Raw genomic sequence first — 22,149 nt, 5'->3', positions numbered from 1 at the left:
CGAACGGCTTTCAAACCACCCGAGCGTCCGTCTGCGCACCGAATGAGGCGTTTAATGAAGATCGAGATCAAGAAGATTGGAAATTCGGACGGCTTGTTGCTGCCGAAAGAGCTGATGCAACGACTGGATCTCAAACGCGGACAGGAGCTGCACATTACCGAACTGCCGGGTGGTGGCTTTCAGGCGATGCCCTACGACCCGGATTTCGAACGCACCATGGAATTGGCCGATGAGATCATGGACCAGTACAAGGATACGCTCGCCGCACTGGCCAAATGATGGGGGCTCCCGATGAGCGAGCCGGCCGAGCCGCTCTGGATCACCTATGATCAGGCGATCGCCATGCACGCCCGGCAACTGCGCCGATTCGGCGGAGCTGCCGGCCTGCGCGACGAGGGTATGCTGCAATCTGCGCTGGAGCGCCCGATCAACAAATGGCGCTATGAGCAATCCGAGCTGCCGGAGCTGGCCGCAGCCTATGCGTTCGGGCTTGCCCGCAACCACGCCTTCGTCGATGGCAACAAGCGCATCGCTTTCATGTCGATGATGGTGTTTCTTCGTAAGAACGGCGTGGCCTTCGCGCCCGATCCCGCCCACGCCACCTCGATCATCCTTGCCCTCGCCGCAGGCGAAGTCAGCGAGGCCAGCCTGACGCGCTGGATCCGGGACAACTGGCCGGCCTGAGACGTGGTCGGGCGATCGCGCCGTGACCTCGAGCCTCAATTCGTCTTCCCAAAAAGCGCGGTTGCTCCGCAGTGCGGAATAATCAGTTGCCGCTTTTTGCAATCGCTTCGTAACAGCTTGTTCTAATCGTGTGTTACGATCACACTGCGCGGGCGATCGGTGATGGCGGCCTAGACTTTCGAACGAACCCAAACTGGCTAGGTTGACAATTGCTGCAGCGCCGTTGCCCTCGCAATAAGATTGCGCTAATTGCATCCCCCACTTCTCGAAGATGTCGGAGAGACGAATGGCAGAGCACCACGAGTTTGCCTACACGACTGCCGATGGCAACGACTACGCCGCGCATGAGCAGACCTACGAAGGGTTCATCAAGCTGGTGAAGTACGGCACCGTCGCCGTGATCGTGATCGTCTCGCTGATGGGCATTTTCCTGACTTGATCTGTGCTGGAGTGCGCCGTTACACGCGGCGCTCTCTCGGAGAACGCCCCGGCAAAGTGGAGTCCGGTTTGCCGCCTGGACGTTCTCCAAACAAATAAGTAAGCGCGCATCCCGGTCCCAAAACCGGTCCCACTTTTGCGGGGTGCGTGCATATCTCGCTCGCTCACGCGCGTGCTTCGCGCCGCCGGAGGCTCCATGAAGATTGCTGTTGCCAAAGAACAAGATCCTGCCGAGCCGCGCGTCGCGGCGACGCCCGACACGGTCAAGAAGCTGAAAGCGCTCGGCGCCGAAGTCGCGGTCGAGCCGGGCGCGGGCCTCAAGTCCGGTCTGCCGGATTCCGATTTCACTGCCGCCGGGGCCACCGTGACCGCCGACGCTTTGAAGGACGCCGATGTCGTCTTCAAAGTGAAGCGTCCGGAGGCGTCCGAGCTTGCCAGCTACAAGCGTGGTGCGCTGGTGCTGGCGATCATGGACCCCTATGGCAACGACGCCGCGCTGAAGAGCATGGCGGATGCCGGCATTGCGGCCTTCGCGATGGAGCTGATGCCCCGCATCACCCGTGCGCAGGTGATGGACGTGCTGTCGAGCCAGGCCAACCTCGCCGGCTATCGCGCCGTGATCGACGGCGCCGAAACGTTCGGCCGGGCCATGCCGATGATGATGACCGCGGCCGGCACCGTGCCGGCGGCGAAGGTGTTCATCATGGGCGTCGGCGTTGCCGGTCTGCAGGCGATCGCCACCGCGCGCCGTCTCGGCGCCATCGTCACCGCGACCGACGTGCGCCCCGCCACCAAGGAGCAGGTCGAATCGCTGGGCGCCAAATTCCTCGCCGTCGAGGACGAGGAGTTCAAGAACGCCCAGACCGCCGGCGGCTACGCCAAGGAAATGTCGAAAGAGTATCAGGCTAAGCAGGCCGCTCTGACTGCCGAACACATCAAGAAGCAGGACATCGTCATCACCACCGCGCTGATTCCGGGCCGGCCCGCGCCGCGTCTGGTCACCGCCGAGATGGTCAAGTCGATGAAGCCGGGCTCGGTGCTGGTCGACCTCGCGGTCGAACGCGGCGGCAACGTCGAGGGCGCGGTCCCCGGCCAGATCGTCGAGATCGATGGCGTCAAGATCGTCGGCTACACCAACGTCGCCGGCCGTGTCGCGGCGTCGGCTTCGGCCCTTTATGCGCGCAATCTGCTGAGCTTCTTCGAGACCATGGTCAACAAGGAGAAGGCGCTGGCGGTGAATTGGGACGACGAACTGGTCAAGGCCACCGCGCTGACGCGCGACGGCGCCGTCGTTCATCCGAACTTCCAGCCCAAGTCGGCGTGAGCGCGACCGCTTAAGGAGAGTTGCTATGGAGCATATGGTTCAAGCGGTCGATCCGTTCGTGTTTCGGCTGTCGATTTTCGTCCTTGCCGTGTTCGTCGGCTACTTCGTGGTGTGGTCGGTGACGCCCGCGCTGCACACGCCGCTGATGTCGGTGACCAACGCGATCTCGTCGGTGATCGTGGTCGGTGCGCTGCTCGCGGTCGGCGTGTCGCTGGCCGGCAACGACAACGGTCCGCTGTGGGCGCGCGGCTTCGGCTTCGTCGCGCTGATCTTCGCATGTATCAACATCTTCGGCGGCTTCCTTGTCACCCAGCGCATGCTGGCGATGTACAAGAAGAAGCAGAAGTGAGTAGGGGCCGTCGATGAGCGCCAATCTTTCCGCATTTCTGTATCTGGTCGCAGGCGTCCTGTTCATTCTGGCGCTGCGCGGCCTGTCGTCTCCGGCCACCAGCCGCCAGGGCAACCTGATGGGCATGAGCGGCATGGCGATCGCCATTGCCACCACGCTCGCCGGTCATCCGCCGGCCGATCTGCTCGGCTGGGTGCTAGTGATCGCCGGCATCGCGATCGGCGGCGCCATCGGCGCGGTGATCGCCAAGAAGGTGCCGATGACCTCGATGCCCGAGCTGGTCGCCGCCTTCCACTCGCTGGTCGGTATGGCCGCGGTGCTGGTCGCCGCCGGTGCGTTCTATGCGCCGGGTGCGTTCGACATCGGCGAGCGGGGCAACATCCACGGCCAGAGCCTGGTTGAAATGTCGCTCGGCGTCGCCATCGGCGCGCTGACCTTCACCGGCTCGGTGATCGCCTTCATGAAGCTGTCGGGGCGCATGAGCGGCGCGCCGATCATCCTGCCGGCCCGCCATGCGGTGAACATCGCGCTCGGCGTCATCATGTTCGCGGCGATCGTCTATATGGTGATCACGCAGAGCGAAGTGGCGTTCTGGGTCATCACCGCGGTGGCGCTGCTGCTCGGCATCCTGATCATCATCCCGATCGGCGGCGCCGACATGCCGGTGGTGATCTCGATGCTCAACTCCTATTCGGGGTGGGCCGCGGCCGGCATCGGCTTCACGCTCGGCAACTCGGCGCTGATCATCACCGGCGCGCTGGTCGGCTCCTCGGGTGCGATCCTGTCCTACATCATGTGTAAGGGCATGAACCGCTCGTTCATCTCCGTCATCCTCGGCGGCTTCGGCGGCGAGACCGCTGCGGCCGGCGGTGGCGGCGGCGAACAGCGCCCGGCCAAGCTCGGCTCGGCCGACGACGCGGCCTTCATCATGAAGAACGCCTCGAAGGTCATCATCGTGCCGGGCTACGGCATGGCGGTGGCGCAGGCTCAGCACGCGCTGCGCGAAATGGCCGACACGCTGAAGAAGGAAGGCGTCGAGGTGAAGTACGCGATTCATCCGGTCGCCGGCCGTATGCCGGGCCACATGAACGTGCTGCTGGCCGAAGCCAACGTGCCTTACGACGAGGTGTTCGAGCTCGAGGACATCAACTCGGAGTTCGCGCAGGCCGACGTGGCGTTCGTGATCGGCGCCAACGACGTCACCAACCCGGCGGCCGAAGAGGACAAGACCTCGCCGATCTACGGCATGCCGGTGCTGCAGGTCTGGAAGGCCGGCACCGTGATGTTCATCAAGCGGTCGCTCGCCTCCGGCTACGCCGGCATCGACAACCCGCTGTTCTATCGCGACAACACCATGATGCTGCTCGGCGACGCCAAGAAGATGACCGAGAACATCGTCAAGGCGATGGCGCACTAACCGCCGACGTATTGCCCAAAACGAAACGCCCGGCCGCGAGGCCGGGCGTTTTTGTTTGGGTCCAGACCCACTATCCACGTCATGGCCGGGCTCGTCCCGGCCATCCACGTCTTGCTGCGCGTCGAACGCCGAAAACGTGGATGCCCGGCACAGGGCCGGGCATGACGGAGGTTGGTGTAAGCCTCACATCCGGTGCATGACGCAGAGCTTGTTGCCGTCCGGGTCGCGCAAATAGGCGAGGTACATCTTCATGTCGCCCATCGCGCGGATGCCGGGCGGGTCTTCGCACGTAGTGCCGCCGTTGGCGACGCCGGTCGCGTGCCAGGCGTCGGCCTCTTCCTGGGACTTCGCCACGAAGCCGATCGTGCCGCCATTGGCGGCAGTCGCCGGTTCGCCATTGATCGGCTTGCTGACCGCGAAGGTGCCGGTCTTGGTGCGGTAGAAGATGCGATGACGATCGACCATCGCCGGCGGCACGCCGAGGGTGCCGAGCAGCTTGTCGTAGAAGTCCTTCGCCGCTTCGAGATTGTTGGTGCCGATCATGATGTGTGAAAACATGGCGTTTCCCGTGTGCTCCTTGGTGATTTTCACCCTGAGGGTGCCCGCCGACTATACCGTTCGCCGGCAGTCTGGCGATACCGCCGGAACATCTCCGCGCTGATTGTACGCATGGCCAAGGCGTCTGATCGCCGGATGTCGGGGCGGGCGATTGGTGGTATCCGTTTCTCGGTTGGCAGTGTCCTCGCCCCGGAGAAGGAACGACATGACGGTTGCGGCAAAATCCGAAGTTCAGATCGACAACGCCGAAGTGCGGGTGACCGAGTGGCGGCTGCCGCCGGGGGCGGCGACCGGACACCACACCCACGGCATGGACTATGTCGTGGTGCCGATGGCCGATGGCGAGATGACCATCGTGGCGCCGGACGGCTCCCGTTCGCTGGCCCAGATCAAAGCCGGCCGGTCGTATGCCCGCAAGGCCGGGGTCGAACACGACGTTCGCAACGAATCCACAGCCGAGATCGTGTTTCTCGAGATTGAATTGAAGGCTTAACCTCTCGTTAAGCCACAGGCTCCAGCTTCGCCGGTGACCTGTCCGGTGGCGTTCGGAACGCTTCGTTCTGGTGCCACCGATCGGTCGCAGTTGATCCCTCAATCAGCCTCAAACTTCCAGCATCACCCTTTGCGGGGAAGAGGCCGGCCATGCTGAAATTCATCACCGAAAAACTGCTCGGGCAGATTCTGCCGTCGGTGGTCGCGACTGTGATCGGCGCCTACGTCGTCAATCAGTACATCGTCGCCAGACCCGACACGCCGCCGGCTGCTCCGGCCGCGGCCCAGCAGCTCGACGCCGCCAAGGCGGCCGTCAAGCCGGCCGAGCCTGTTGCAGCCGTGATGGTTCCGGAGCCCGCCAAGAGCGAACCCACCAAGAGCGCGCCGCTCAAGGTCCAACCGGGCGCCGAGAAGATCTCCACCGAGAAGACGGCGGCCGAGCGCCCGGTTGGGCGGCATCAGCCGCACGACAGGGCTACGTCCTCGACCAAGTCATCGACGAACACAGCCTCTGCGACCCCGGAATCGGTCAAGGCGCAGGAAGAGCGGAACGAAGCTGCGCGCGACCCCAACGAGGTGCTGCGGGCTGCCGTCGAACGGCTGCGCGCCGAGGCGATCTCCCGGCCCCGCGAGACCGCCAGCCGTGCGCCTGAGCCGCCGAAACTGCCCGAGCCGTTGCGCGCGCAGGAGACGCCCCGTTTCCAGGAAACCGCACGGGTTGTGGCTCCGGTGCTGCCGCCGGCCGTGAACGTCGCGCCGGCCGCGATCCCGGTTGCGCCCTATGCCAATCCTCCGGCGGCGACCGTGTCGGTGCCGGCGAGCAATCGTCCGGCCGAGTCGACCGGACCGAGTGACGGTGACCAGCAGCCTCCGACGCCGCCAGCCGACATTCCGGCGGCGCGCGCGGATGCATCCGGTGCCGGCAATGCTGCCCGCAAGCCCACGGTCGCGGAGGATGTGCTGTTCACCGCCAAATCGGTCCTGCATTCGGTGCTGCCGCGCTAGAGCGTTTCACCGTTTGATTGAACGATCCGACCTTTCCGAAGGCACTGAGTCCTCAACCTGAGGAGCCTGGCGAAGCCGGGCGTCTCGAAGGATGAGGCAACGCATTCCCTGCGTCACATGGTTCGAGACGGCGCTACGCGCCTCCTCACCATGAGGTTGTGCCTGTTGTGAGCACTCCGAAGCACGGTCTCGATTCTATCAAAAACAGAACCGCGCTAGCAGACAGGCTGACATTTGCGTGCCCGGTCCGACCCGGGCTTGGTTTCAGCGTGACGCAGCCGGCGAAACGCCGGATCGGCTCAACAAGGCAGTACCGCAACAGAAAACGCGGGCTCGGAGCCCGCGTTCTTCAAACTCAGTGGTTTGCTCGTCCCGGAGGCGCGATCAGCGCGCCGCAGCGCTCGGACGGCGATCCGCGCCGAAAGCCGGCTTCGGCTTGCTCGGCAGCAGGCCTTCACGCTGCAGCTTCTTGCGGGCGAGCTTACGCGCGCGGCGAACGGCTTCCGCCTTCTCGCGAGCCTTCTTCTCGGACGGCTTCTCGTAATGTCCGCGCAGCTTCATCTCGCGGAAAATCCCCTCGCGCTGCATCTTCTTCTTCAGCGCCTTGAGGGCTTGATCGACGTTGTTATCGCGAACGAGAACCTGCACGCGGCATCCTCTTCAGGGTAATCAGATCGGAATGTTTCGGATTAGGCGGGGCCGACGACGGCCAGGCCCTCCACCTAGAGGGCGCCCATGTAACAGATCAGGCCGCCAATGTCCACCAGACACTACAATTAAGTTTTCCACCGTTGGTCTGGTGTTTCAGCTCTTCCTCGGCTCGACCACGGTGACATGACCCATCTTGCGACCGGGGAGGGCGTGTCGCTTGCCGTACAGGTGCACGGTCGCGCCCGGAACCGACAGCCAGCGGGCGTAGTCGTGGACGTCGTCGCCGATCAGGTTGGTCATGGAGACCACACCGTGGCGCACCGGCTCGGCCAGCGGCCATCCTGCAATCGCCCGGATGTGCTGTTCGAACTGCGACACCGAGGCGCCGTCCAGCGTCCAATGGCCGGAATTGTGCACGCGTGGGGCAATCTCGTTGACCAGCACCTTCGGGCCATCGGCACCCGGCACCACGAACATCTCGACCCCGAGCACGCCGACATAGCCGAGCGCATCGGCGATCGTCTTGGCGATCCGGCGAGCCTCGTCGGCCACTGCATCAGGGATCGAGGCCGGCGCCTTCGAGACCTTCAGAATGTGGTCGCGGTGCTCGTTCTCGGTGACGTCGTAGCTCACCACTTGGCCGTTGGCGCCGCGGGCCGCGATCACCGAAACTTCTCGCTCGAACGGCACGAAGGCTTCGAGAATCGCGGCGCGGGTCTCGAGGCTGGCCCAGGCCGCCTCCGGATCGTCGCCGGGGCGCAGCATCACTTGGCCCTTGCCGTCGTAGCCGAACCGCCGAGTTTTCAGCACCGCCGGAAGCCCGAGCCGGGCGACCGCGTCGCGCAGGGTCTGCGGCGAGGTGATGTCGGCGTAGGCGGCGGTGCCGATGCCGAGCTTGGTGACGAAGTCTTTCTCCGCCAGCCGGTCCTGGGTGGTCTCCAGAATGGTGTGGCTCGGCAGAACCGGCTTTCGGGCGGCCAGCACCAGCGCGGCGGAGGCCGGCACGTTCTCGAACTCGTAAGTGATGACGTCGACCTCGGAGGCGAACAGTTCCAGCGCCTCGACGTCGGCATATTCGGCGCAGGTGGCGTTCTGCACCACGTCGAATGCCGGCGAATCCGGGCCCGGCGAGAACACCTGGCACTTCAGGCCGAGCCTGGCCGCGGCGAGCGCCAGCATCCGGCCGAGCTGGCCGCCGCCGAGGATGCCGATGGTGTCGCCGGGCTTCAGCGGCTCACGATGGGGGCCGCTCACGCCGTGCCCTCCGGCCGGGCTGCGACCGAATTGGTCTGCGCCTGGCGCCATGCCGCCAACCGTGTCGCCAGATCGGAATCGGTCAGCGCCAGCACGCTCGCGGCGAGGAGGGCGGCGTTGATCGCGCCGGCCTTGCCGATCGCCAGTGTGCCGACGGGGATGCCAGCCGGCATCTGCACGATCGAGTACAGCGAATCCAAGCCCGACATCGTCTTGGATTCCACCGGCACACCGAACACCGGCAGCTCCGTCAGCGCCGCGGTCATCCCCGGCAGATGCGCAGCACCGCCGGCGCCGGCAATGACAATGCGGTAGCCGGCTGCTTTCGCGCCTTTGGCAAACGCGTACAGGCGGTCGGGGGTACGATGCGCGGAAACGATCTGGGCGTCATGGGCGATGCCGAGAGCGGTCAGGGTGTCGGCGGCATGCCGCATCGTTTCCCAGTCCGACTGACTGCCCATGATGATCGCGACGGGAACTGTCATTCAAACGATTCTTTCGAGCGATTCTGTCGTGAATCCAGAAACATAGGTGGGAATTATAGGGACGTTGGCCGGTCCGGCCAAGGCGCCGGGAATGCACTATCCTTTCTTGGTGAAGAGCGGCAAGTGTTGTGGCGGTTCTCCGGCTGATTCTCATGAAAAAGAAGCCCATCCGCCCCCAGTCCTCCCGCCGATCCGTCGACCGCGGGACCCCGAAGCCTGCCGCCAAGAAGCGAAAACTGCCGCCTGCCGGGCCGCGCCCGGCGCCGGCGATGCCGCGGGCGCGGGTTGCCGGTGGACGGTTGCCGGCCGATCCGCAGCTCAAGATCCGCCGGCTGAAGGCTCAGCTCGCCGCCGCGCTGGCGGAGATCGACGTGCTGCGCGCTTCCGCCGAAACCGACTTCCTGCTCGGCATTGCCAACCGCCGCGGCTTCGAACGCGAACTCGGCCGCGCGCTTGCCTACATCAAGCGCTATGGCGCCACCGGCGCTTTGATCATGCTCGACGTCGACCGGTTGAAACCGGTCAACGACACGCTCGGCCATGCCGCCGGCGACGTCGTGCTCAAGGCGGTGACCGAAGCGCTGCTGCGTCATGTCCGCGCCTCCGATCTGATCGGGCGGCTCGGCGGTGACGAGTTCGCGCTGCTGCTGTGGAATCTCGGCGAGAGCGATGCGCTGGCCAAGGCTCTTGGATTGGAAGAGGCGGTCGACTCGCTTGCGATTCGCTACGGGGATCAGGCGATCGAAGTCGGGATTTCCGCAGGCTTCACAATGCTGACGCCGGACATGGACGTTGCCGCGGCGTTCGCCTGTGCGGATCGCGCGATGTATGCGCGCAAGGCCGAACGTCGCGCCGCATCAGGTGCGCCAATCAAGCGATGATATCGGGCGTGATTTGATCTTCGATGAAGGCGATGCGATCGCGCAGCGCCAGCTTCCGCTTCTTCAGTCGCTGCAGGCGCAACAGATCGGGCGCCGGCGAATGATGCAGGGCGTCGATCGCGGCGTCGAGATCGCGATGCTCTTGTTGCAGCCTTGCCAGCTCGGCACCGAGGTCGCCCTCGTCTTCATCGGTCATGTTCAGTGTCGGCTTGAACCAACTCGCGAACAGCGGGCCGGTTGCGGAGGATGATCGATCAGTTCGGCGTCATTATCGCTTTTGCGGCGTTGCGAGCAAGCGGCGCGACCTTGCACTGATCCGCTTACGACCTTCGTCAGGTGAATAATCCACCAACGCGGTGCCGCCCTTGCGTGCCGCCGCGCGCCGCAAGGGCCTCGGTGTTGTGCGGGGCCCCATCGTGTCGTCGGCGATTCGTTTCATGGACCGCGAAATTATGACGCGGATATTTCAAGACCTATCGACAGACGCCACCAGAGATGTAGACTTCTTCGTCCGGATGGAAACTCAGTCTCACCAAATGAGGAGGTTTCGTATGGCAATTCAAGCGCATCTCGTCGAACTGGAACGCAAGCACAAGGTTCTGGAGACCGAATTGCACGACGCTCTCGCCCATCCTTCCACGGACGATGCTCGTATCGCCGACCTGAAGCGCCGCAAGCTGATGGTTCGGGATCAGATCGCGAAACTGAAGCAGACCGCTCCCAGCCTGCACTGACGTTTTTCACTGCACTGCAGCATAGCTACCCCTCGCGTCGCTCTGCGTTCTAACTGAGACGACGCGAGTGTAACGGCCGCAGGACTTCTTGACCTCTGACGCCGAAGTGCCTTCCGGGCGGTGCCAGAGGAGCCTTGATCAGCCCTGATATCGGTGATTGGTGCCGATCACACCGCCACGAGCTCGGCGACGTGATCGGCAATTGCCAGCGACGCCGTCAGTCCCGGTGACTCGATCCCAAACAGATTAATCAATCCCGGCACTCCGTGCTCGCGCGGGCTTTGCACGACGAAGTCCTGAACCGCGACGGAAGGAGGGACGATCTTCGGGCGGATGCCGGAGTAGCCCGGCGATAGCGCTCCGTCCGGCAGCCCCGGCCAATATTTGCGGATCGCCGGATAGAACCGTGCTGCGCGCGCCGGGTCGACCACGTAGTCGAGCTCATCGATCCACTCGACGTCGGGGCCGAACTTGGCCTGACCGCCCAGATCCAACGTCAGATGCACGCCGAGTCCGCCGGGCTCCGGCACCGGATAGATCAAGTGAGAGAACGGAGCCCGCGCGCTGCAGGTGAAGTAATTGCCCTTGGCGAGATAGGCCGTCGGCACCATCTCAGGCGGCATCGGCGCGATGGCGCGTGCGACCGCAGGCGCCCCGAGGCCTGCAGCGTTGATCAACAACCGGCAGCCGAGCGTCATCGGCGTTTCGCCACCGATCTCGAGCGCCAGCTTCTCTTCTTCGCCGCGTGCCGACAGCAGTGGCGCGTGAAATGCGAAGACTGCCCCGGCCGCTTCCGCATCGCCGCGTAGTGCGAGCATATAAGCGTGGCTATCGACAATACCCGTCGACGGCGACACGAGTGCCGCCACGCAGGCGAGCGCCGGCTCCAACCGCCGCGCTTCGGTGCCGTCGATCGCGCGGAGATCGTCGACGCCGTTTGCGGCGGCATGGGCTCGGATCGACTCCAGTCTGTCGGCCTCGGCCGCGGTCGTGGCGACAATCAGCTTTCCGCATTGCCGATGCGGAATGCCGTGGTCAGCGCAGTAGGCGTACAGCGCGCGCCGGCCTGCGACGCAGAGCCGGGCCATCAGGCTGCCGGCGCGATAGTAAATTCCGGCATGGATCACTTCGCTGTTGCGCGACGAAGTGCCGGTTCCGATCGCCTCGGCCTGCTCCACGACGACCACTTCGCGGCCTTGCTGCGCCAGCTTCCGCGCGATCGCCAAGCCGACCACACCCGCGCCGACCACGACACACTCAACTTCTTCCATCGATACGCGCTCTTGTTGCGAGTCATTCCTTAGACGGCGTTTATGATCGGGTTAACCATCTCCGGTCAATTGACGAAAATTGCCACGATACCAATCCGTCTAACTTGCGTTGTTTACATGTTCCAAAGGTGTCGTGCACCAGAGTTCGGCTGCAATTTCTGGGTGTTGTATGAAGGCGTGGATAGGGAAGGCGGGCAGCGGAGCAGCATTGGCTGTAGTGACGACCGGTCTTCCTCTGTCGGCAGCGATCGCATCGCAGAGCTTCGCGCCCGCCAGCTATATCGGCGGCGTCGAACCTGACCTCATGTGGGAGTTGCTGATCGGCGGATTGACGGTGGCGTCGTTCACTTGCGCGGTCGCATTGTGGGCGGCATCGATGTTGCGCAAGCAGCGCCGCGCCCAGCGTCGAAAGAACATGCTGGTCGATTCGGTCCTCAACAAGCTGCAGCAGGGCGTGGTGATTGTCGACGCCTCGGGCCGAGTCGTGTTCTGCAACGACCGCTATCTCGAGATGTATGGTCTGACCCGTGCCGAGGTGCCGCGCGGCCTGCCGGGGCAGGAATTGCTGGCGCTGCGCCGTGCCCGCGGCATGTTCGATCTGACCGACGACGAATTCTACCGCAGCGCCGGCCTGCCACAGGGCTGCGTCCACGAGCTCCAGGACGGCCGTTGCATCCAGGTCAAATTCTCGAAGCTCGCCAACGGCGGCACGATCGCAACCCACGACGACTGCAGCGAGCTGCGCCGGGTGTCGAAGGAGCTGGCGACCACCAAGCAGTTCCTGGAGTCGGTGATCGACAACATTCCAGTCTGCGTCGCCGCCAAGAACATCGACTATGGTCGCTACATCCTCGCCAATCGCGCCTTCGAAACGATCTCGGGGCTGAGCCGCGAGCGGATCATCGGCGCATCGGCAGACGATCTGTATTCGCCGCAGTCCGCGACGAACATTCGGGAAGCGGACCGCAATGCGCTGGAATCGAGCACCGGCGCCTATAAATCCGAGTTGACCGTCGAGATGGGCCGAAGCGAGCGGGTTCTGGCCAGCAACCGCGTCGTCGCCCGCAATGAGCGCGGCGAGCCCGAATTCCTGATCGCGCTGTTCGAGGATATCACCAACCGCCGTGAACTATCGCTCGAGCTGGAGAAGACCAAGCGCTTCCTTGAGCTGGTGATCGACAACATTCCGGTCGCCTTGACGGTGCAGAGTACCGCCGATGGCCGCTACGTGCTCGCTAACCGCGGCGCCGAGATCATCTTCAACCGCCGCCGCGAAGACGCGATTGGTCTGACGTCCGGCGAGATCTTCAACACCAAGGAAGCGCGGCTGATTGCCGAGCGCGACGAGTTGGCGATCCGCAAAGGCGGCCTGGTGGTGGAGGAGCATCCGATCTCGACCGCCGGTGGCTTGCGCCTGTTCGTCACGCGGAGGATGACCGTCACCGACGAGGCCGATCAGGCGCACTACCTGATCAAGACCCATGTCGATGTCACCGACCGTCGCCAGACCGAGGCGCGGATGGCCCACATGGCCTATCATGACGGCCTCACCGATCTGCCGAACCGCGACGCCTTCCTGAAGTCGCTGACTCAGATGATCGAGGCGTGCGACGATGCCGTCGACGAGTTCGCCGTGCTCTCCGTCGACCTCGACGGCCTGAAGGAGATCAACGACGTTTTCGGCCACGCGATCGGCGACAAGCTGCTGATCGAGGTGGCGCGTCGGATCGAATGGGCTGCGCGCGGCGGTGTGGTGGCGCGGCTGTCCGGTGACGAGTTCGGTTTGATCATCGATGGCCCGCAGCCGGCTGCGGCGTGCGATTTGGCGGGTTTGGTTGCCAAAGCGCTGGCGCCCGGTTTCGTCATCGACGGCAAGACTGTGCGGATCGGTGTGACCACCGGTATCGCGCTGTTTCCTGCCAACGGCACCGACGCGACAGCGCTGCTCGCCAATGCCGGCGCGGCGCTGTTCCGAGCCAAAGCGAAGGCGCGCGGGTCGGTCTCGGTGTTCGAGCCAGAGATGGACATGCAGATCCGCGACCGGCGGGTGCTGCATCAGGATCTGTCGAACGCGATCCGCAACGGTGAGATTTCGCTGTACTACCAACCGCAGGCTTCGAGCACCAAGCAGGTCGGCAACAACGACATCGTCGGCTTCGAGGCGCTCGCGCGTTGGCGTCATCCGACCCGCGGTTTCGTACCGCCGAGCGAGTTCATTCCACTCGCTGAAGAAAGCGGACTGATCGTCGAGCTGGGTGAATGGATTCTACGCGAGACCTGCCGGCAGGCCGCCTGCTGGACGCAGCCCCTGCAGGTTGCAGTCAACCTGTCGCCGGCTCAATTCCTGAACACCGATCTTGTCGGATTCGTCAAAGAGGTCCTGCTGCAAACCGGGCTCGATCCCGGGCGGCTGGAACTGGAAATCACCGAAGGCGTACTGATCGATGACTTCGATCGCGGCCTGTCGCTGCTGCGCCGCCTGAAGGCGCTGGGCGTCCGGGTTTCAATGGACGATTTCGGCAGCGGCTATTCTTCGCTGACCTATCTGCAAGCGTTCCCGTTCGACAAGATCAAGATCGATCGCGCCTTCATCATGAACCTCGGCCGCAATCCGCAATCGGCGGCGATCGTCAGGGCCGTGATCGGGCTCGGCCACGGCCTCGGTGTCACGTTGGTGGCCGAAGGCGTCGAGACTCAGGAGCAGCTCGACTTCCTGGTCGATGAATCGTGCGACGCCGTGCAGGGATATCTGATCGGAAGGCCGGCGCCGATCGAACAATATGGCTGGCTGGTCGGGACGAACCCCGACCGAGCCGGCACCGCAGCGGGGGCACGCGAAGCAGGCTGATCGCGTGCCGCGGGATGCGCTGCGGCTGTTTCGTGGACGCTCAGGAGCCGGTGCCGCTTGCGACCGGCTTTCCGCCGAACGCCACCGGCGTTTGCGGTCGCTCATCGACGTGCAGCGTGAACAGGTCCGGCCGCGAATAGTGCCCCACCGCGTCGAAGTCGAGAGTCGCACCGAGAATGTCATCGGTATCGATGTCCGCGGTCAGGATGCCTTCCTCGTCGAGCAGCGGGCCGGCGAGGATTTCGCCGAGCGGGCCGACGATGACGGAGCGGCCGTGCATCATCCATTCGTCCGCGCCGGCTTCGATCCGGCTGGCGTAGTCGGCAGGAAAGTCCGAACGCCGCATCACCTGACAGGCACCGATCACGAAGCAGCGGCCTTCCATCGCAATGTGGCGCATGGTGGCAACCCAGGTCTCGCGATCGTCGGCGGTCGGCGCGGCCCATAGCTGCACGCCCTTGGCGTAGTAGGCGGCGCGCATCAGCGGCATGTAGTGCTCCCAGCAGATCGCGCCGCCCAGCTTGCCGTAGGGCGTGTCGACCACGGTCAGCGTCGACGCGTCGCCGAAGCCCCACACCAGCCGCTCCGAACCGGTCGGCATCAGCTTGCGGTGGATGCCGAGCAGGCGGCCAGGGGCCAGATACAGCGCCGTGCAGTACAGCGTGCCGCCGTCGCGTTCGATTATGCCAACGACTGCGTGGATGTCGTGCTCGGCGCAGGCGGTGATGAGCTGCTCGACCTCCGGGCCCGGAATGCTGATCGAGCCACGCACATAGCGGGCGAAATCCTCGCGGCCTTCCGGGGTGCGCCGTCCGATTGCGCAGCCGAAATCGAGGCCCTTCGGATAGCCGCCGATGAAGGCTTCCGGAAATACCGCAAGTTGCACGCCCTTGGCTGCGGCTTCGCCGAGCAGCGCTACGGTGCGCGCAGTCGCTGCTGCTGCGTCGAACGGAACGGTCGTCGCCTGAATTGCTGCGACTTTCAACTTGGCCATCTGATGTGTCCTTATGGTGCGGAGTTGGTGTGGATCTCTGCGTCCTGCCAGAGCGGACGATCGAGATCGAAAAGATCGCGGGTGCGGGTGTAGGCGGAGGCGCCGTGCATCCGGCCGACGAGATCGAGCGCGGCGTGATCGACGCGCGGTCGCTCCGGATCGCCGGTCAAGACGTGATGGGCATAGTGTGCATGCAGCACTTCGCCGACCACCATCACTTGGCCGGGCCCGGTGTCGAGCCAATGCGTGCAGCGGCATTCGAAAGCGACCGGTGAGGCGGCGATGCGTGGCGGGCGGATCGCGACGCTCGGCAGCGTTTGGAGCCCGGCCAGATCGAGCTCGTCAATCTCCGGCGGAGCTTCGACGCAGGTTGTGTTCATCACCTCCACGAGGCTGAACGGGACCAGATTGACGACGAATTCGCCGGTGGCACGGATGTTCGTGGCCGTATCCTTCGGCGCATCCGGCCGGGCCAGAATGCCGAGTGCGACGACGGGTCGGTCGGAGCCGAACATGTTGAAGAACGAGTAGGGTGCGGCATTGACACAGCCGTCGGGCGCGCAGGTGACGACCCAGGCGATCGGGCGCGGCATGATGGTCGAGGCCATCAGCCGATAGCGATCCGCGCCGGACATTTTGGCGAAGTCGAAGTGGCGCTGCGGTTGTGATACCAAGTCGTGCAACTATCTCACTCGCGGCTTTCATCATGGCCGGCACAAGGCCGGCCATGATGGCGCTATTCGTTCAGGCGCGGATTATCTTCACGCTCTTCGGGTCGAAGCCCTGCGATGCGGCTTCCTTGTCCACCGCGCTGGCGATCGTGGTGTCGACGAACTTGCTGACGTCGGGCACCCGCGGCAGCAGCTTGTTCTCCACGCCCCATTTGGCAAGCGTGTCCATCTTGGCGATCTGCGCGGGCGTCAGCGCCGCCTTGACGTCGGTGAACGACTTGGCGCCCCAGGCCGGATCGTAGCTCGACGCCTTCTCCAAGACTTCGACCGGGATGTTCTTGGCCGGCTCCAGTGTGCGGAACCAGCCGTTCACCAGATCGTGGTTCTGGCTGGCGAAGAACAGCGCTTCGGAATTGGCTTTCAGCATCCGCTTCAGTACCGCGGGGCGATCCTTGAAGAAGCGGTTGTTGGCGGCGAGTACGATCACCGGGGTGACGTTCTGCGACACCACCTGAGCGAAGCCCGCATTTTCGAAGAACGACACGAACGGATCGTAGGTGAAGAATGCGTCGATCCGCTGAGCACCGACCGCGTCGGCGAGCTCGGCCGGGCCGACATTGACGAAGGTGACGTCCTTGCCCGGCGTCAGCCCCGCCTTCGACACCGCTTCCTGTGCGTTCTGGAACGCGGTGATACCGAACGTGCCGTAGATCTGCTTGCCCTTGAGGCCGGCGAGATCGGTGATGCCGGACTTCTTGGTCGTGAGTACCGCAGAGCGGAAGATCGCCTGCGACGACACGGTGGTGACCGGCGCGCCGATCGCCATCGTGGTCACCGCGGCGAAGTCGGACAGCGTGCCGATGTCGGCCGCGCCGGAGACCAGCGCTTCGGTGATCGCCGGCGAGGCGGCCAGCTGGATCATCTCCATCTTCAGGCCGTTGCGCGTGGCGATATCGGTGCGCATCAGCACATGGGCGATCTGGGCCGACACCGTGGTGGTGTTGAACCAGCCCATCTTGACGACGTCGCCTTCCTGAGCGCGCAGGATCGAGGGCGCCGCAAACGGCATGGTGGCGGCAAGGCCGGCGGCGAGCTGACCGAAGCGACGGCGCGATAGATTGGTTGTCACGGCTTAGTCCCCCTTTTGCCATTCAGGCTTCAGCGTCTCCCAGAGGTCTTTGACCGTGGAGACGAACCATGGATCGGATCGCATTTCGGCAGTGCGCGGCCGTGGCAGCGGCACCAGCACTTCGTCGCGCACGCGGCCGGGCCGCGGGCTCATCACCACCACGCGGTCGGCGAGGAACACCGCTTCGTCGATGCCGTGAGTGACGAAGATCACCGTCTTGCCGGCCTCGGTGGAGATGCGGGCGATTTCTTCCTGCAGCAGCACGCGGGTCTGCGCGTCGAGCGCGCCGAACGGCTCGTCCATCAACAGGATGTCGGGATCCGGCGCCAGCGCCCGCGCGATCGCGGCGCGCTGCTTCATGCCGCCGGACATCTGGTGTGGATACTTGTCCTCGAAGCCGGCGAGATGGACCGTCTTGATCAGCGACCGCGCGATGTCGGCGCGCTCCGCCTTCGGTAGCCCCTTGGCCTTGAGGCCGAACTCGACGTTCTGCTGCACCGTCATCCAGCCGAACAGCGCGTAGTCCTGAAACACCACGGTGCGGGAAGCGTCCGGCTTTGAGATCGGCCGGCCGTTCTGCAGGATCTGGCCGCTGGAGGCGGACTGGAAACCGGCGATGATGCTGAGCAGTGTCGACTTCCCGCAGCCGGACGGGCCGAGCAGCGAGATGAACTCGCCTTTCTTGATCCGCAGCGATACGCCGTCGAGCGCGACCACGGCCTGATGGGTGGCTTTGGAGTCGTAGACCTTGCCGACGTTGCGGATGTCGATCTGAACCTCAGCGGTCGAGGCCTGCGGTGCCGCAGGCTCGGCGGCGGCGAAAGTGGCGGGTGCGAATTGTGCGTTCATGGTGCGGGCCCTCAGCTGCGCTCGGAAGGAGCCCACGCGTTCACGCGCCGCTCGATACGTTCAAGGATGGCGGACATCGCGAAGCCGATCAGGCCGATCGTCACCATGCCGGCGACGACGTTGTTGATCTGGAACAGCATGCGCGACTGCTGGATCAGGTAGCCGAGACCGGTCTGGGCGGCGATCAGTTCGGCGGTGACCACGCACATCCAGCCGACGCCGAGCGCGATACGCAGGCCCGGCAGGATGATCGGCAGCGAGGCGGGGATCAGCACGTCGGTGAACAGCTGCCAGGGCTTGGCGCCGAGGCAGAGCGCCGCGTTCATCTGGTTGCGGTCGAGGCCGCGGATCGCCGTATAGGTGGCGATGAACACCGGAAACACCGCGCCGAGGAAGACCAGGAAGTAGGAGGCGGCGTCGCCGAGCCCGAACCACAGGATGGTGATCGGGATCCAGGCCAGCGGCGGGATCGGCCGCAGCGCCTCGATCACCGGCCGCACGTAGTCCGATACAGTCCGCCACCAGCCACAGATCAGGCCGAGCGCCAGCCCGACCACGCAGGCGAACAGAAAGCCGACTGCAACGCGCTGCAGGCTGGCGCCGAGATGCACCCACAGCGAGCCGTCGAGGGCGAGCTGCCAGAGGGCTTCGGCAATCGCGACCGGTGACGGCAGCAGAAAGCCGTCGACCAGATTGAGTTGAGTGACGGCCTGCCAGATCGCGAAGAACGCGGTCAGGCCGACGGCGGCCCGCATCGGGCGCCCCGCAAAGGCGTTCTGAATCATCGTGAACCGCGGCCTCATGGTTTCGACCGGTAGGCGGCCCGCATCGGCTTCCGCTTCCATCTGCAATCCTCCTTTGGTCGCGCTCTGTGCTCGCGTGACGCCTAACTTTGAAATATGTCGGGCAAATCCGTCAATCCGGAATCGGCGGTCCGTCGGAATATAAATCGAGAAAAACCCCAAATTATCCGCTTAGCTCGGCGCCATTTGCCGGCGCATTGTGCATTGCAGTCAATTCCGGTCAGAAATCGTCGGAAAAATCCGACAATAGACGTTGAGGCCGAGATCGGACATGGTCGGCGCGCTTCGGCGGTGGGGGACGACGTTGGATATTGAAGAAAAACTGGCCCGGATCGGCATCAGCGGGACGCTGTACAAGCTGTATTTGACCGCGGTCGGGCTCGGCGGCGCATCGGTGACGGCGGTTGCGGCGAAGGCTGGCCTGCCGCGCACCACGGCGCACGATGCGCTCGCCAAGCTGGAGGCCGAGGGGCTGATCCGGTTCGTCGACCATGGCAAGCGGCGGTTCGTCGTCGCGCAGGATCCCGGTATCCTGATGGAGCGGCTGGAGGCGCGTCGGCAGATGCTGGACGACGTGATGCCGGTGCTGCGCTCGATGTACCATCACGAGAGCGGCCAGCCGAACGTGCGCTTTCATCCGGGCCCCGAGGGCATCCGAACGACGCTGTGGGACACGCTGTCCGGCGGCGACAAGGTGCTGCGCGCCACGCTGTCGATGCGCGAATTGATGGCCGAGCCAGGGCTGGAAGAAATGGAGCACTATCTGCAGGAGCGTGCCCGCCGCGGCATTTGGCTGCGGGTGATCCGTTCGGTCGAGCGCGATATCGCGCCGATCTGGCCATCCAGCCAGGAGCTGTGCCGCGAGCTGCGCTACGCGCCGCACGAGCACACCCTGGGGATGACCTGCTTCATTTACGGCAACAAAGTGTGCCTGATCTCATCGGCGCGCGAGAGCTACGGGCTGATCATCGACAGCGCCGAATTCGCCGCGTTCCAGGCCTCGATGTTCGACGCGATGTGGAGTCTCAGTACGCCGGACACCGAGGCGGCGATTCCGACGCCGGACGGCGACGGATGAGCGAGGTGCCGGCGTTCGCGATGGTTGAGTAGCGTGCGATAGGCCGCTACAGCTTGCGGTTCTGATCGAACCGGCTTGGAGCTGTAGAGACGCTGAGAAAATGACGGAGCACGCTGGATATTCCGCGCCGGCCGAGGTTGCCGGTGAGCCGCTGTTGCGTATCGAGGCCGTGGAGAAACGGTTCGGCGGGTTCGTCGCCGTCGACCGGCTGTCACTGGACATCAACGCCGGTGAGTTCTTCGCGCTGCTGGGCCCCAGCGGTTGCGGCAAGACGACGCTGCTGCGGATGCTGGCGGGTTTCGAGACGCCGGATGCCGGGCGCATCCTGCTGAACGGCGTGGATATCGCGGCGGTGCTGCCGCACGAGCGCCCCGTCAACATGATGTTCCAGAACTATGCGTTGTTTCCGCATCTCTCCGTCGCGGCCAACATCGCGTTCGGGCTGAAGCGGGCCCGGCTGCCGCGCAAGGAAATCAAGGCGCGGGTCGCCGAGATGCTGGCGCTGGTCAGGCTCGAAGGGCTGGGCAAGCGCAAGCCGGATCAGCTTTCCGGCGGCCAGCAGCAGCGGGTCGCGCTGGCGCGGGCACTGGCGCTGCGGCCGAAGCTGCTGTTGCTCGACGAGCCGATGGCGGCGCTGGACAAGAAGCTGCGCGAAAGCACTCAACTCGAACTGATGGCGCTGCAGAAGCGGCTCGGAATGACCTTCGTGATCGTCACCCACGATCAGCAGGAGGCAATGACGGTGGCCGACCGGATCGGCGTGATGCGCGCCGGCAAGCTCGATCAGGTCGCGGCGCCGCGACGGCTTTACGAGGCGCCGGAGTCGCGCTGGGTTGCGGAGTTCGTCGGCGACGTCAACATGCTGGAAGGCAGCATGGCTGGGCGTGAGCACGGCCGCATCACCATCGCGACCGGCGGGGCCGGAGACGTGGTCGCGACCGAGCCGCGCGAGGCCGCCGGGAACGAGACGATCTGCGTGGCGATCCGCCCCGAGAAGATCAGGCTGTCGCTGCGCGGTCCCGCGGCCGACGCCGGCCATGCCGACGCGATCAACCGACTCGACGGCACCATCACCGATATCGGCTATGCGGGCGGCATGACTAGCTACAAGGTGCGGCTGGATCGCGGCGCGACGCTGCTTGCCGCGGTGGCCAACACCACCCGGCTCGACGTCGATGCGTATCACGCCGGTCAGCATGTGGTGGCGTGGTTCTCGCCCGACGATTGCGTGGTGCTGACCCGATGAGCGGCCGCCGGATTTTCACCAAGCCGGCGCGCCTCGCAGCCGTCGCGCCTTATGTCTGGATGCTGCTGTTCTTCCTGGTGCCGTTCGGCTTCGTGGTGAAGATCAGCCTGTCTCAGACCGCGATCGCGCAGCCGCCTTATACGCCGGTGTTCGATCTCGCCGCCGGCTGGACGGCGCTGCGCGCGGCTTTCGACGCGCTGTCGATCGACAATTTCAAGCTGATCCTCGGCGACCACCTCTACGTGGTGTCCTATCTGCGCAGCCTGACGGTTGCCGCGGTCTCGACCGCGATCCTGCTCGGAATCGGCTATCCGATCGCCTATGCGATGGCGCGGCTGCCGCGCCGCTGGCAGCCGCTGGCGATGATGCTGGTGATCGTGCCGTTCTGGACCTCGTTCCTGATCCGGATCTACGCCTGGATCAACATCCTGCAGCACGACGGCCTGCTCAATCAGCTATTGCTGGCGCTGCACATCGTGTCGAAGCCGGTGGTGTGGCTGTCGACCGACACCGCGATGTATGTCGGCATCGTCTATTCGTATCTGCCGTTCATGGTGCTGCCGCTGTATGCGACGCTTGCGAAGCTGCCGCATTCGCTGTCGGAAGCCGCCGCCGATCTCGGCGCCTCGCCGGGCCGCGCGTTCTGGCTGGTGACGTTCCCGCTGTCGCTGCCCGGCATCGGCGCCGGTGTGCTGCTGTGCTTCATCCCGATCGTCGGCGAGTTCGTGATCCCGGACCTGCTTGCCGGATCGCGGTCGCCGATGATCGGCCAGACGCTGTGGCTTGAGTTCTTCACCAACCGCGACTGGCCGGTCGCCTCGGCGCTCGCGGTGCTGCTGCTCGGCGTGCTGCTGCTGCCGCTCCTGATCTACGAGCGGGCACAGCGACGCCAGCTCGAGGGGAAGTCGTGATGGTGTTGGTGATAACCGACCTCTCCGCGAGCGTTGCCTTCTCCCTCCCCCCTTGCGGGGGAGGGTCGGGGTGGGGG

25 protein-coding genes are annotated in these 22,149 nt (G+C 64.7%); 14 read left to right on the top strand and 11 right to left on the bottom strand.

Annotated elements, in window-relative coordinates; translation table 11 throughout:
* The first annotated feature begins 54 nt into the window (after window positions 1-54).
* The 6 genes from DY468_RS20615 (at window position 55) to DY468_RS20590 (ending at window position 4,212) form a co-directional block, all read left to right on the top strand.
* Entirely contained in the window at window positions 55-279 is a 225-nt protein-coding gene (locus DY468_RS20615) for an AbrB/MazE/SpoVT family DNA-binding domain-containing protein (RefSeq protein ID WP_164606876.1), read from the top strand.
* Window positions 280-291: 12 nt separating this feature from the next.
* On the top strand, window positions 292-684 hold the full coding sequence (locus DY468_RS20610) for a type II toxin-antitoxin system death-on-curing family toxin (RefSeq protein ID WP_164606874.1): 393 nt from the start codon (window positions 292-294) through the stop codon (window positions 682-684).
* A 286-nt stretch (window positions 685-970) separates the two neighbouring features.
* Complete coding sequence (locus DY468_RS20605) at window positions 971-1,123, top strand: aa3-type cytochrome c oxidase subunit IV (RefSeq protein ID WP_164606873.1); 153 nt, start codon at window positions 971-973, stop codon at window positions 1,121-1,123.
* 195 nt (window positions 1,124-1,318) lie between these two features.
* The gene (locus DY468_RS20600) at window positions 1,319-2,446 is read left to right on the top strand and encodes a Re/Si-specific NAD(P)(+) transhydrogenase subunit alpha (RefSeq protein ID WP_164606871.1); all 1,128 of its coding nucleotides are present in this window, start codon (window positions 1,319-1,321) and stop codon (window positions 2,444-2,446) included.
* Between the two features lie 25 nt (window positions 2,447-2,471).
* A complete protein-coding gene (locus DY468_RS20595) occupies window positions 2,472-2,795 on the top strand; it encodes a proton-translocating transhydrogenase family protein (protein WP_164606869.1) in 324 nt (107 codons plus the stop codon).
* A 13-nt stretch (window positions 2,796-2,808) separates the two neighbouring features.
* Window positions 2,809-4,212 carry an NAD(P)(+) transhydrogenase (Re/Si-specific) subunit beta gene (locus DY468_RS20590; RefSeq protein ID WP_164606867.1) on the top strand — a complete coding sequence of 468 codons (1,404 nt, stop codon included), beginning with the start codon at window positions 2,809-2,811 and terminating at the stop codon, window positions 4,210-4,212.
* Between the two features lie 183 nt (window positions 4,213-4,395).
* Here DY468_RS20590 and DY468_RS20585 read toward each other — a convergent pair whose 3' ends face one another.
* Window positions 4,396-4,770, bottom strand: a complete 375-nt coding sequence (locus DY468_RS20585; RefSeq protein WP_164606865.1) for a VOC family protein — start codon at window positions 4,768-4,770, stop codon at window positions 4,396-4,398.
* 205 nt (window positions 4,771-4,975) lie between these two features.
* Between DY468_RS20585 and DY468_RS20580 the strand changes: the two genes are divergently transcribed.
* A complete protein-coding gene (locus DY468_RS20580; protein WP_110784929.1) occupies window positions 4,976-5,263 on the top strand; it encodes a cupin domain-containing protein in 288 nt (95 codons plus the stop codon).
* Between the two features lie 149 nt (window positions 5,264-5,412).
* Window positions 5,413-6,267 (top strand): hypothetical protein, encoded by an 855-nt coding sequence (locus tag DY468_RS20575; protein WP_164606863.1) that lies wholly within the window; start codon window positions 5,413-5,415, stop codon window positions 6,265-6,267.
* A 384-nt stretch (window positions 6,268-6,651) separates the two neighbouring features.
* Here the strand turns inward: DY468_RS20575 and rpsU are convergent, their stop codons facing one another.
* The 3 genes from rpsU to purE form a co-directional block, all read right to left on the bottom strand.
* Entirely contained in the window at window positions 6,652-6,915 is a 264-nt protein-coding gene (gene rpsU / locus DY468_RS20570) for a 30S ribosomal protein S21 (protein ID WP_011159711.1), read from the bottom strand.
* A 156-nt stretch (window positions 6,916-7,071) separates the two neighbouring features.
* Window positions 7,072-8,172, bottom strand: a complete 1,101-nt coding sequence (locus DY468_RS20565; protein WP_164606861.1) for a 5-(carboxyamino)imidazole ribonucleotide synthase — start codon at window positions 8,170-8,172, stop codon at window positions 7,072-7,074.
* Complete coding sequence (gene purE, locus DY468_RS20560) at window positions 8,169-8,657, bottom strand: 5-(carboxyamino)imidazole ribonucleotide mutase (protein WP_164606859.1); 489 nt, start codon at window positions 8,655-8,657, stop codon at window positions 8,169-8,171. The genes DY468_RS20565 and purE overlap by 4 nt, the downstream gene beginning before the upstream one ends.
* 152 nt (window positions 8,658-8,809) lie before the next feature.
* On the opposite strand from purE, the gene DY468_RS20555 reads away from it, so the two are divergent.
* Window positions 8,810-9,538: a GGDEF domain-containing protein gene (locus tag DY468_RS20555; protein WP_164606857.1), complete on the top strand. Its 729-nt coding sequence runs from the start codon at window positions 8,810-8,812 to the stop codon at window positions 9,536-9,538.
* Here the strand turns inward: DY468_RS20555 and DY468_RS20550 are convergent.
* Window positions 9,528-9,734 (bottom strand): YdcH family protein, encoded by a 207-nt coding sequence (locus DY468_RS20550; RefSeq protein WP_164606855.1) that lies wholly within the window; start codon window positions 9,732-9,734, stop codon window positions 9,528-9,530. The genes DY468_RS20555 and DY468_RS20550 overlap by 11 nt on opposite strands.
* A 355-nt stretch (window positions 9,735-10,089) precedes the next feature.
* Between DY468_RS20550 and DY468_RS20545 the strand changes: the two genes are divergently transcribed.
* Entirely contained in the window at window positions 10,090-10,272 is a 183-nt protein-coding gene (locus DY468_RS20545; protein WP_164606885.1) for a YdcH family protein, read from the top strand.
* Between the two features lie 167 nt (window positions 10,273-10,439).
* On the opposite strand, the gene DY468_RS20540 is transcribed toward DY468_RS20545, so the two are convergent.
* Window positions 10,440-11,543 (bottom strand): NAD(P)/FAD-dependent oxidoreductase, encoded by a 1,104-nt coding sequence (locus DY468_RS20540; protein ID WP_164606853.1) that lies wholly within the window; start codon window positions 11,541-11,543, stop codon window positions 10,440-10,442.
* 169 nt (window positions 11,544-11,712) lie between these two features.
* On the opposite strand from DY468_RS20540, the gene DY468_RS20535 reads away from it, so the two are divergent.
* The gene (locus DY468_RS20535; RefSeq protein ID WP_164606851.1) at window positions 11,713-14,391 is read left to right on the top strand and encodes a sensor domain-containing protein; all 2,679 of its coding nucleotides are present in this window, start codon (window positions 11,713-11,715) and stop codon (window positions 14,389-14,391) included.
* Between the two features lie 40 nt (window positions 14,392-14,431).
* Here the strand turns inward: DY468_RS20535 and DY468_RS20530 are convergent, their stop codons facing one another.
* The 5 genes from DY468_RS20530 to DY468_RS20510 all read right to left on the bottom strand — a co-directional run bounded on the left by DY468_RS20530 (window position 14,432) and on the right by DY468_RS20510 (window position 18,879).
* Window positions 14,432-15,385: a carbon-nitrogen hydrolase family protein gene (locus DY468_RS20530; protein ID WP_164606849.1), complete on the bottom strand. Its 954-nt coding sequence runs from the start codon at window positions 15,383-15,385 to the stop codon at window positions 14,432-14,434.
* Window positions 15,386-15,396: 11 nt separating this feature from the next.
* Window positions 15,397-16,020, bottom strand: coding sequence for a flavin reductase family protein (locus DY468_RS20525; protein ID WP_246701065.1), 624 nt, complete (start codon window positions 16,018-16,020; stop codon window positions 15,397-15,399).
* Window positions 16,021-16,129: 109 nt separating this feature from the next.
* Window positions 16,130-17,185: an ABC transporter substrate-binding protein gene (locus DY468_RS20520; protein WP_164606844.1), complete on the bottom strand. Its 1,056-nt coding sequence runs from the start codon at window positions 17,183-17,185 to the stop codon at window positions 16,130-16,132.
* Window positions 17,186-17,188: 3 nt separating this feature from the next.
* Complete coding sequence (locus DY468_RS20515; protein ID WP_164606843.1) at window positions 17,189-18,034, bottom strand: ABC transporter ATP-binding protein; 846 nt, start codon at window positions 18,032-18,034, stop codon at window positions 17,189-17,191.
* An 11-nt stretch (window positions 18,035-18,045) separates the two neighbouring features.
* Window positions 18,046-18,879 (bottom strand): ABC transporter permease, encoded by an 834-nt coding sequence (locus DY468_RS20510; RefSeq protein ID WP_164606841.1) that lies wholly within the window; start codon window positions 18,877-18,879, stop codon window positions 18,046-18,048.
* 262 nt (window positions 18,880-19,141) lie between these two features.
* Here DY468_RS20510 and DY468_RS20505 point away from each other — a divergent pair, with 262 nt between their 5' ends.
* From DY468_RS20505 to DY468_RS20495, 3 genes are all read left to right on the top strand, one after another.
* Complete coding sequence (locus DY468_RS20505; RefSeq protein ID WP_230764893.1) at window positions 19,142-19,915, top strand: TrmB family transcriptional regulator; 774 nt, start codon at window positions 19,142-19,144, stop codon at window positions 19,913-19,915.
* Between the two features lie 100 nt (window positions 19,916-20,015).
* A complete protein-coding gene (locus tag DY468_RS20500; protein WP_164606837.1) occupies window positions 20,016-21,161 on the top strand; it encodes an ABC transporter ATP-binding protein in 1,146 nt (381 codons plus the stop codon).
* Window positions 21,158-22,072, top strand: coding sequence for an ABC transporter permease (locus DY468_RS20495; protein ID WP_164606835.1), 915 nt, complete (start codon window positions 21,158-21,160; stop codon window positions 22,070-22,072). The genes DY468_RS20500 and DY468_RS20495 overlap by 4 nt, the downstream gene beginning before the upstream one ends.
* The last annotated feature ends 77 nt before the right edge of the window (window positions 22,073-22,149 follow it).

Origin of the sequence: Rhodopseudomonas sp. BR0M22 (assembly GCF_010907035.1) — a bacterium.
Taxonomy (GTDB): Bacteria; Pseudomonadota; Alphaproteobacteria; order Rhizobiales; family Xanthobacteraceae; genus Rhodopseudomonas.
Note: the sequence above shows the minus strand (reverse complement) of the source record. Positions and strands in the feature narration are given on the sequence as shown.

Coding starts and splice junctions, on each gene's coding strand:
- DY468_RS20615 (WP_164606876.1), top strand. CDS start 55: ATGAAGATCGAGATCAAGAAGATTGGAAATTCGGACGGCTTGTTGCTG.
- DY468_RS20555 (WP_164606857.1), top strand. CDS start 8,810: ATGAAAAAGAAGCCCATCCGCCCCCAGTCCTCCCGCCGATCCGTCGAC.
- DY468_RS20605 (WP_164606873.1), top strand. CDS start 971: ATGGCAGAGCACCACGAGTTTGCCTACACGACTGCCGATGGCAACGAC.
- DY468_RS20525 (WP_246701065.1), bottom strand. CDS start 16,020: ATGTCCGGCGCGGATCGCTATCGGCTGATGGCCTCGACCATCATGCCG.
- DY468_RS20595 (WP_164606869.1), top strand. CDS start 2,472: ATGGAGCATATGGTTCAAGCGGTCGATCCGTTCGTGTTTCGGCTGTCG.
- DY468_RS20530 (WP_164606849.1), bottom strand. CDS start 15,385: ATGGCCAAGTTGAAAGTCGCAGCAATTCAGGCGACGACCGTTCCGTTC.
- purE (WP_164606859.1), bottom strand. CDS start 8,657: ATGACAGTTCCCGTCGCGATCATCATGGGCAGTCAGTCGGACTGGGAA.
- DY468_RS20585 (WP_164606865.1), bottom strand. CDS start 4,770: ATGTTTTCACACATCATGATCGGCACCAACAATCTCGAAGCGGCGAAG.
- DY468_RS20550 (WP_164606855.1), bottom strand. CDS start 9,734: ATGACCGATGAAGACGAGGGCGACCTCGGTGCCGAGCTGGCAAGGCTG.
- DY468_RS20575 (WP_164606863.1), top strand. CDS start 5,413: ATGCTGAAATTCATCACCGAAAAACTGCTCGGGCAGATTCTGCCGTCG.
- DY468_RS20515 (WP_164606843.1), bottom strand. CDS start 18,034: ATGAACGCACAATTCGCACCCGCCACTTTCGCCGCCGCCGAGCCTGCG.
- DY468_RS20535 (WP_164606851.1), top strand. CDS start 11,713: ATGAAGGCGTGGATAGGGAAGGCGGGCAGCGGAGCAGCATTGGCTGTA.
- DY468_RS20545 (WP_164606885.1), top strand. CDS start 10,090: ATGGCAATTCAAGCGCATCTCGTCGAACTGGAACGCAAGCACAAGGTT.
- DY468_RS20500 (WP_164606837.1), top strand. CDS start 20,016: ATGACGGAGCACGCTGGATATTCCGCGCCGGCCGAGGTTGCCGGTGAG.
- DY468_RS20590 (WP_164606867.1), top strand. CDS start 2,809: ATGAGCGCCAATCTTTCCGCATTTCTGTATCTGGTCGCAGGCGTCCTG.
- DY468_RS20540 (WP_164606853.1), bottom strand. CDS start 11,543: ATGGAAGAAGTTGAGTGTGTCGTGGTCGGCGCGGGTGTGGTCGGCTTG.
- DY468_RS20580 (WP_110784929.1), top strand. CDS start 4,976: ATGACGGTTGCGGCAAAATCCGAAGTTCAGATCGACAACGCCGAAGTG.
- DY468_RS20510 (WP_164606841.1), bottom strand. CDS start 18,879: ATGGAAGCGGAAGCCGATGCGGGCCGCCTACCGGTCGAAACCATGAGG.
- DY468_RS20610 (WP_164606874.1), top strand. CDS start 292: ATGAGCGAGCCGGCCGAGCCGCTCTGGATCACCTATGATCAGGCGATC.
- DY468_RS20495 (WP_164606835.1), top strand. CDS start 21,158: ATGAGCGGCCGCCGGATTTTCACCAAGCCGGCGCGCCTCGCAGCCGTC.
- DY468_RS20600 (WP_164606871.1), top strand. CDS start 1,319: ATGAAGATTGCTGTTGCCAAAGAACAAGATCCTGCCGAGCCGCGCGTC.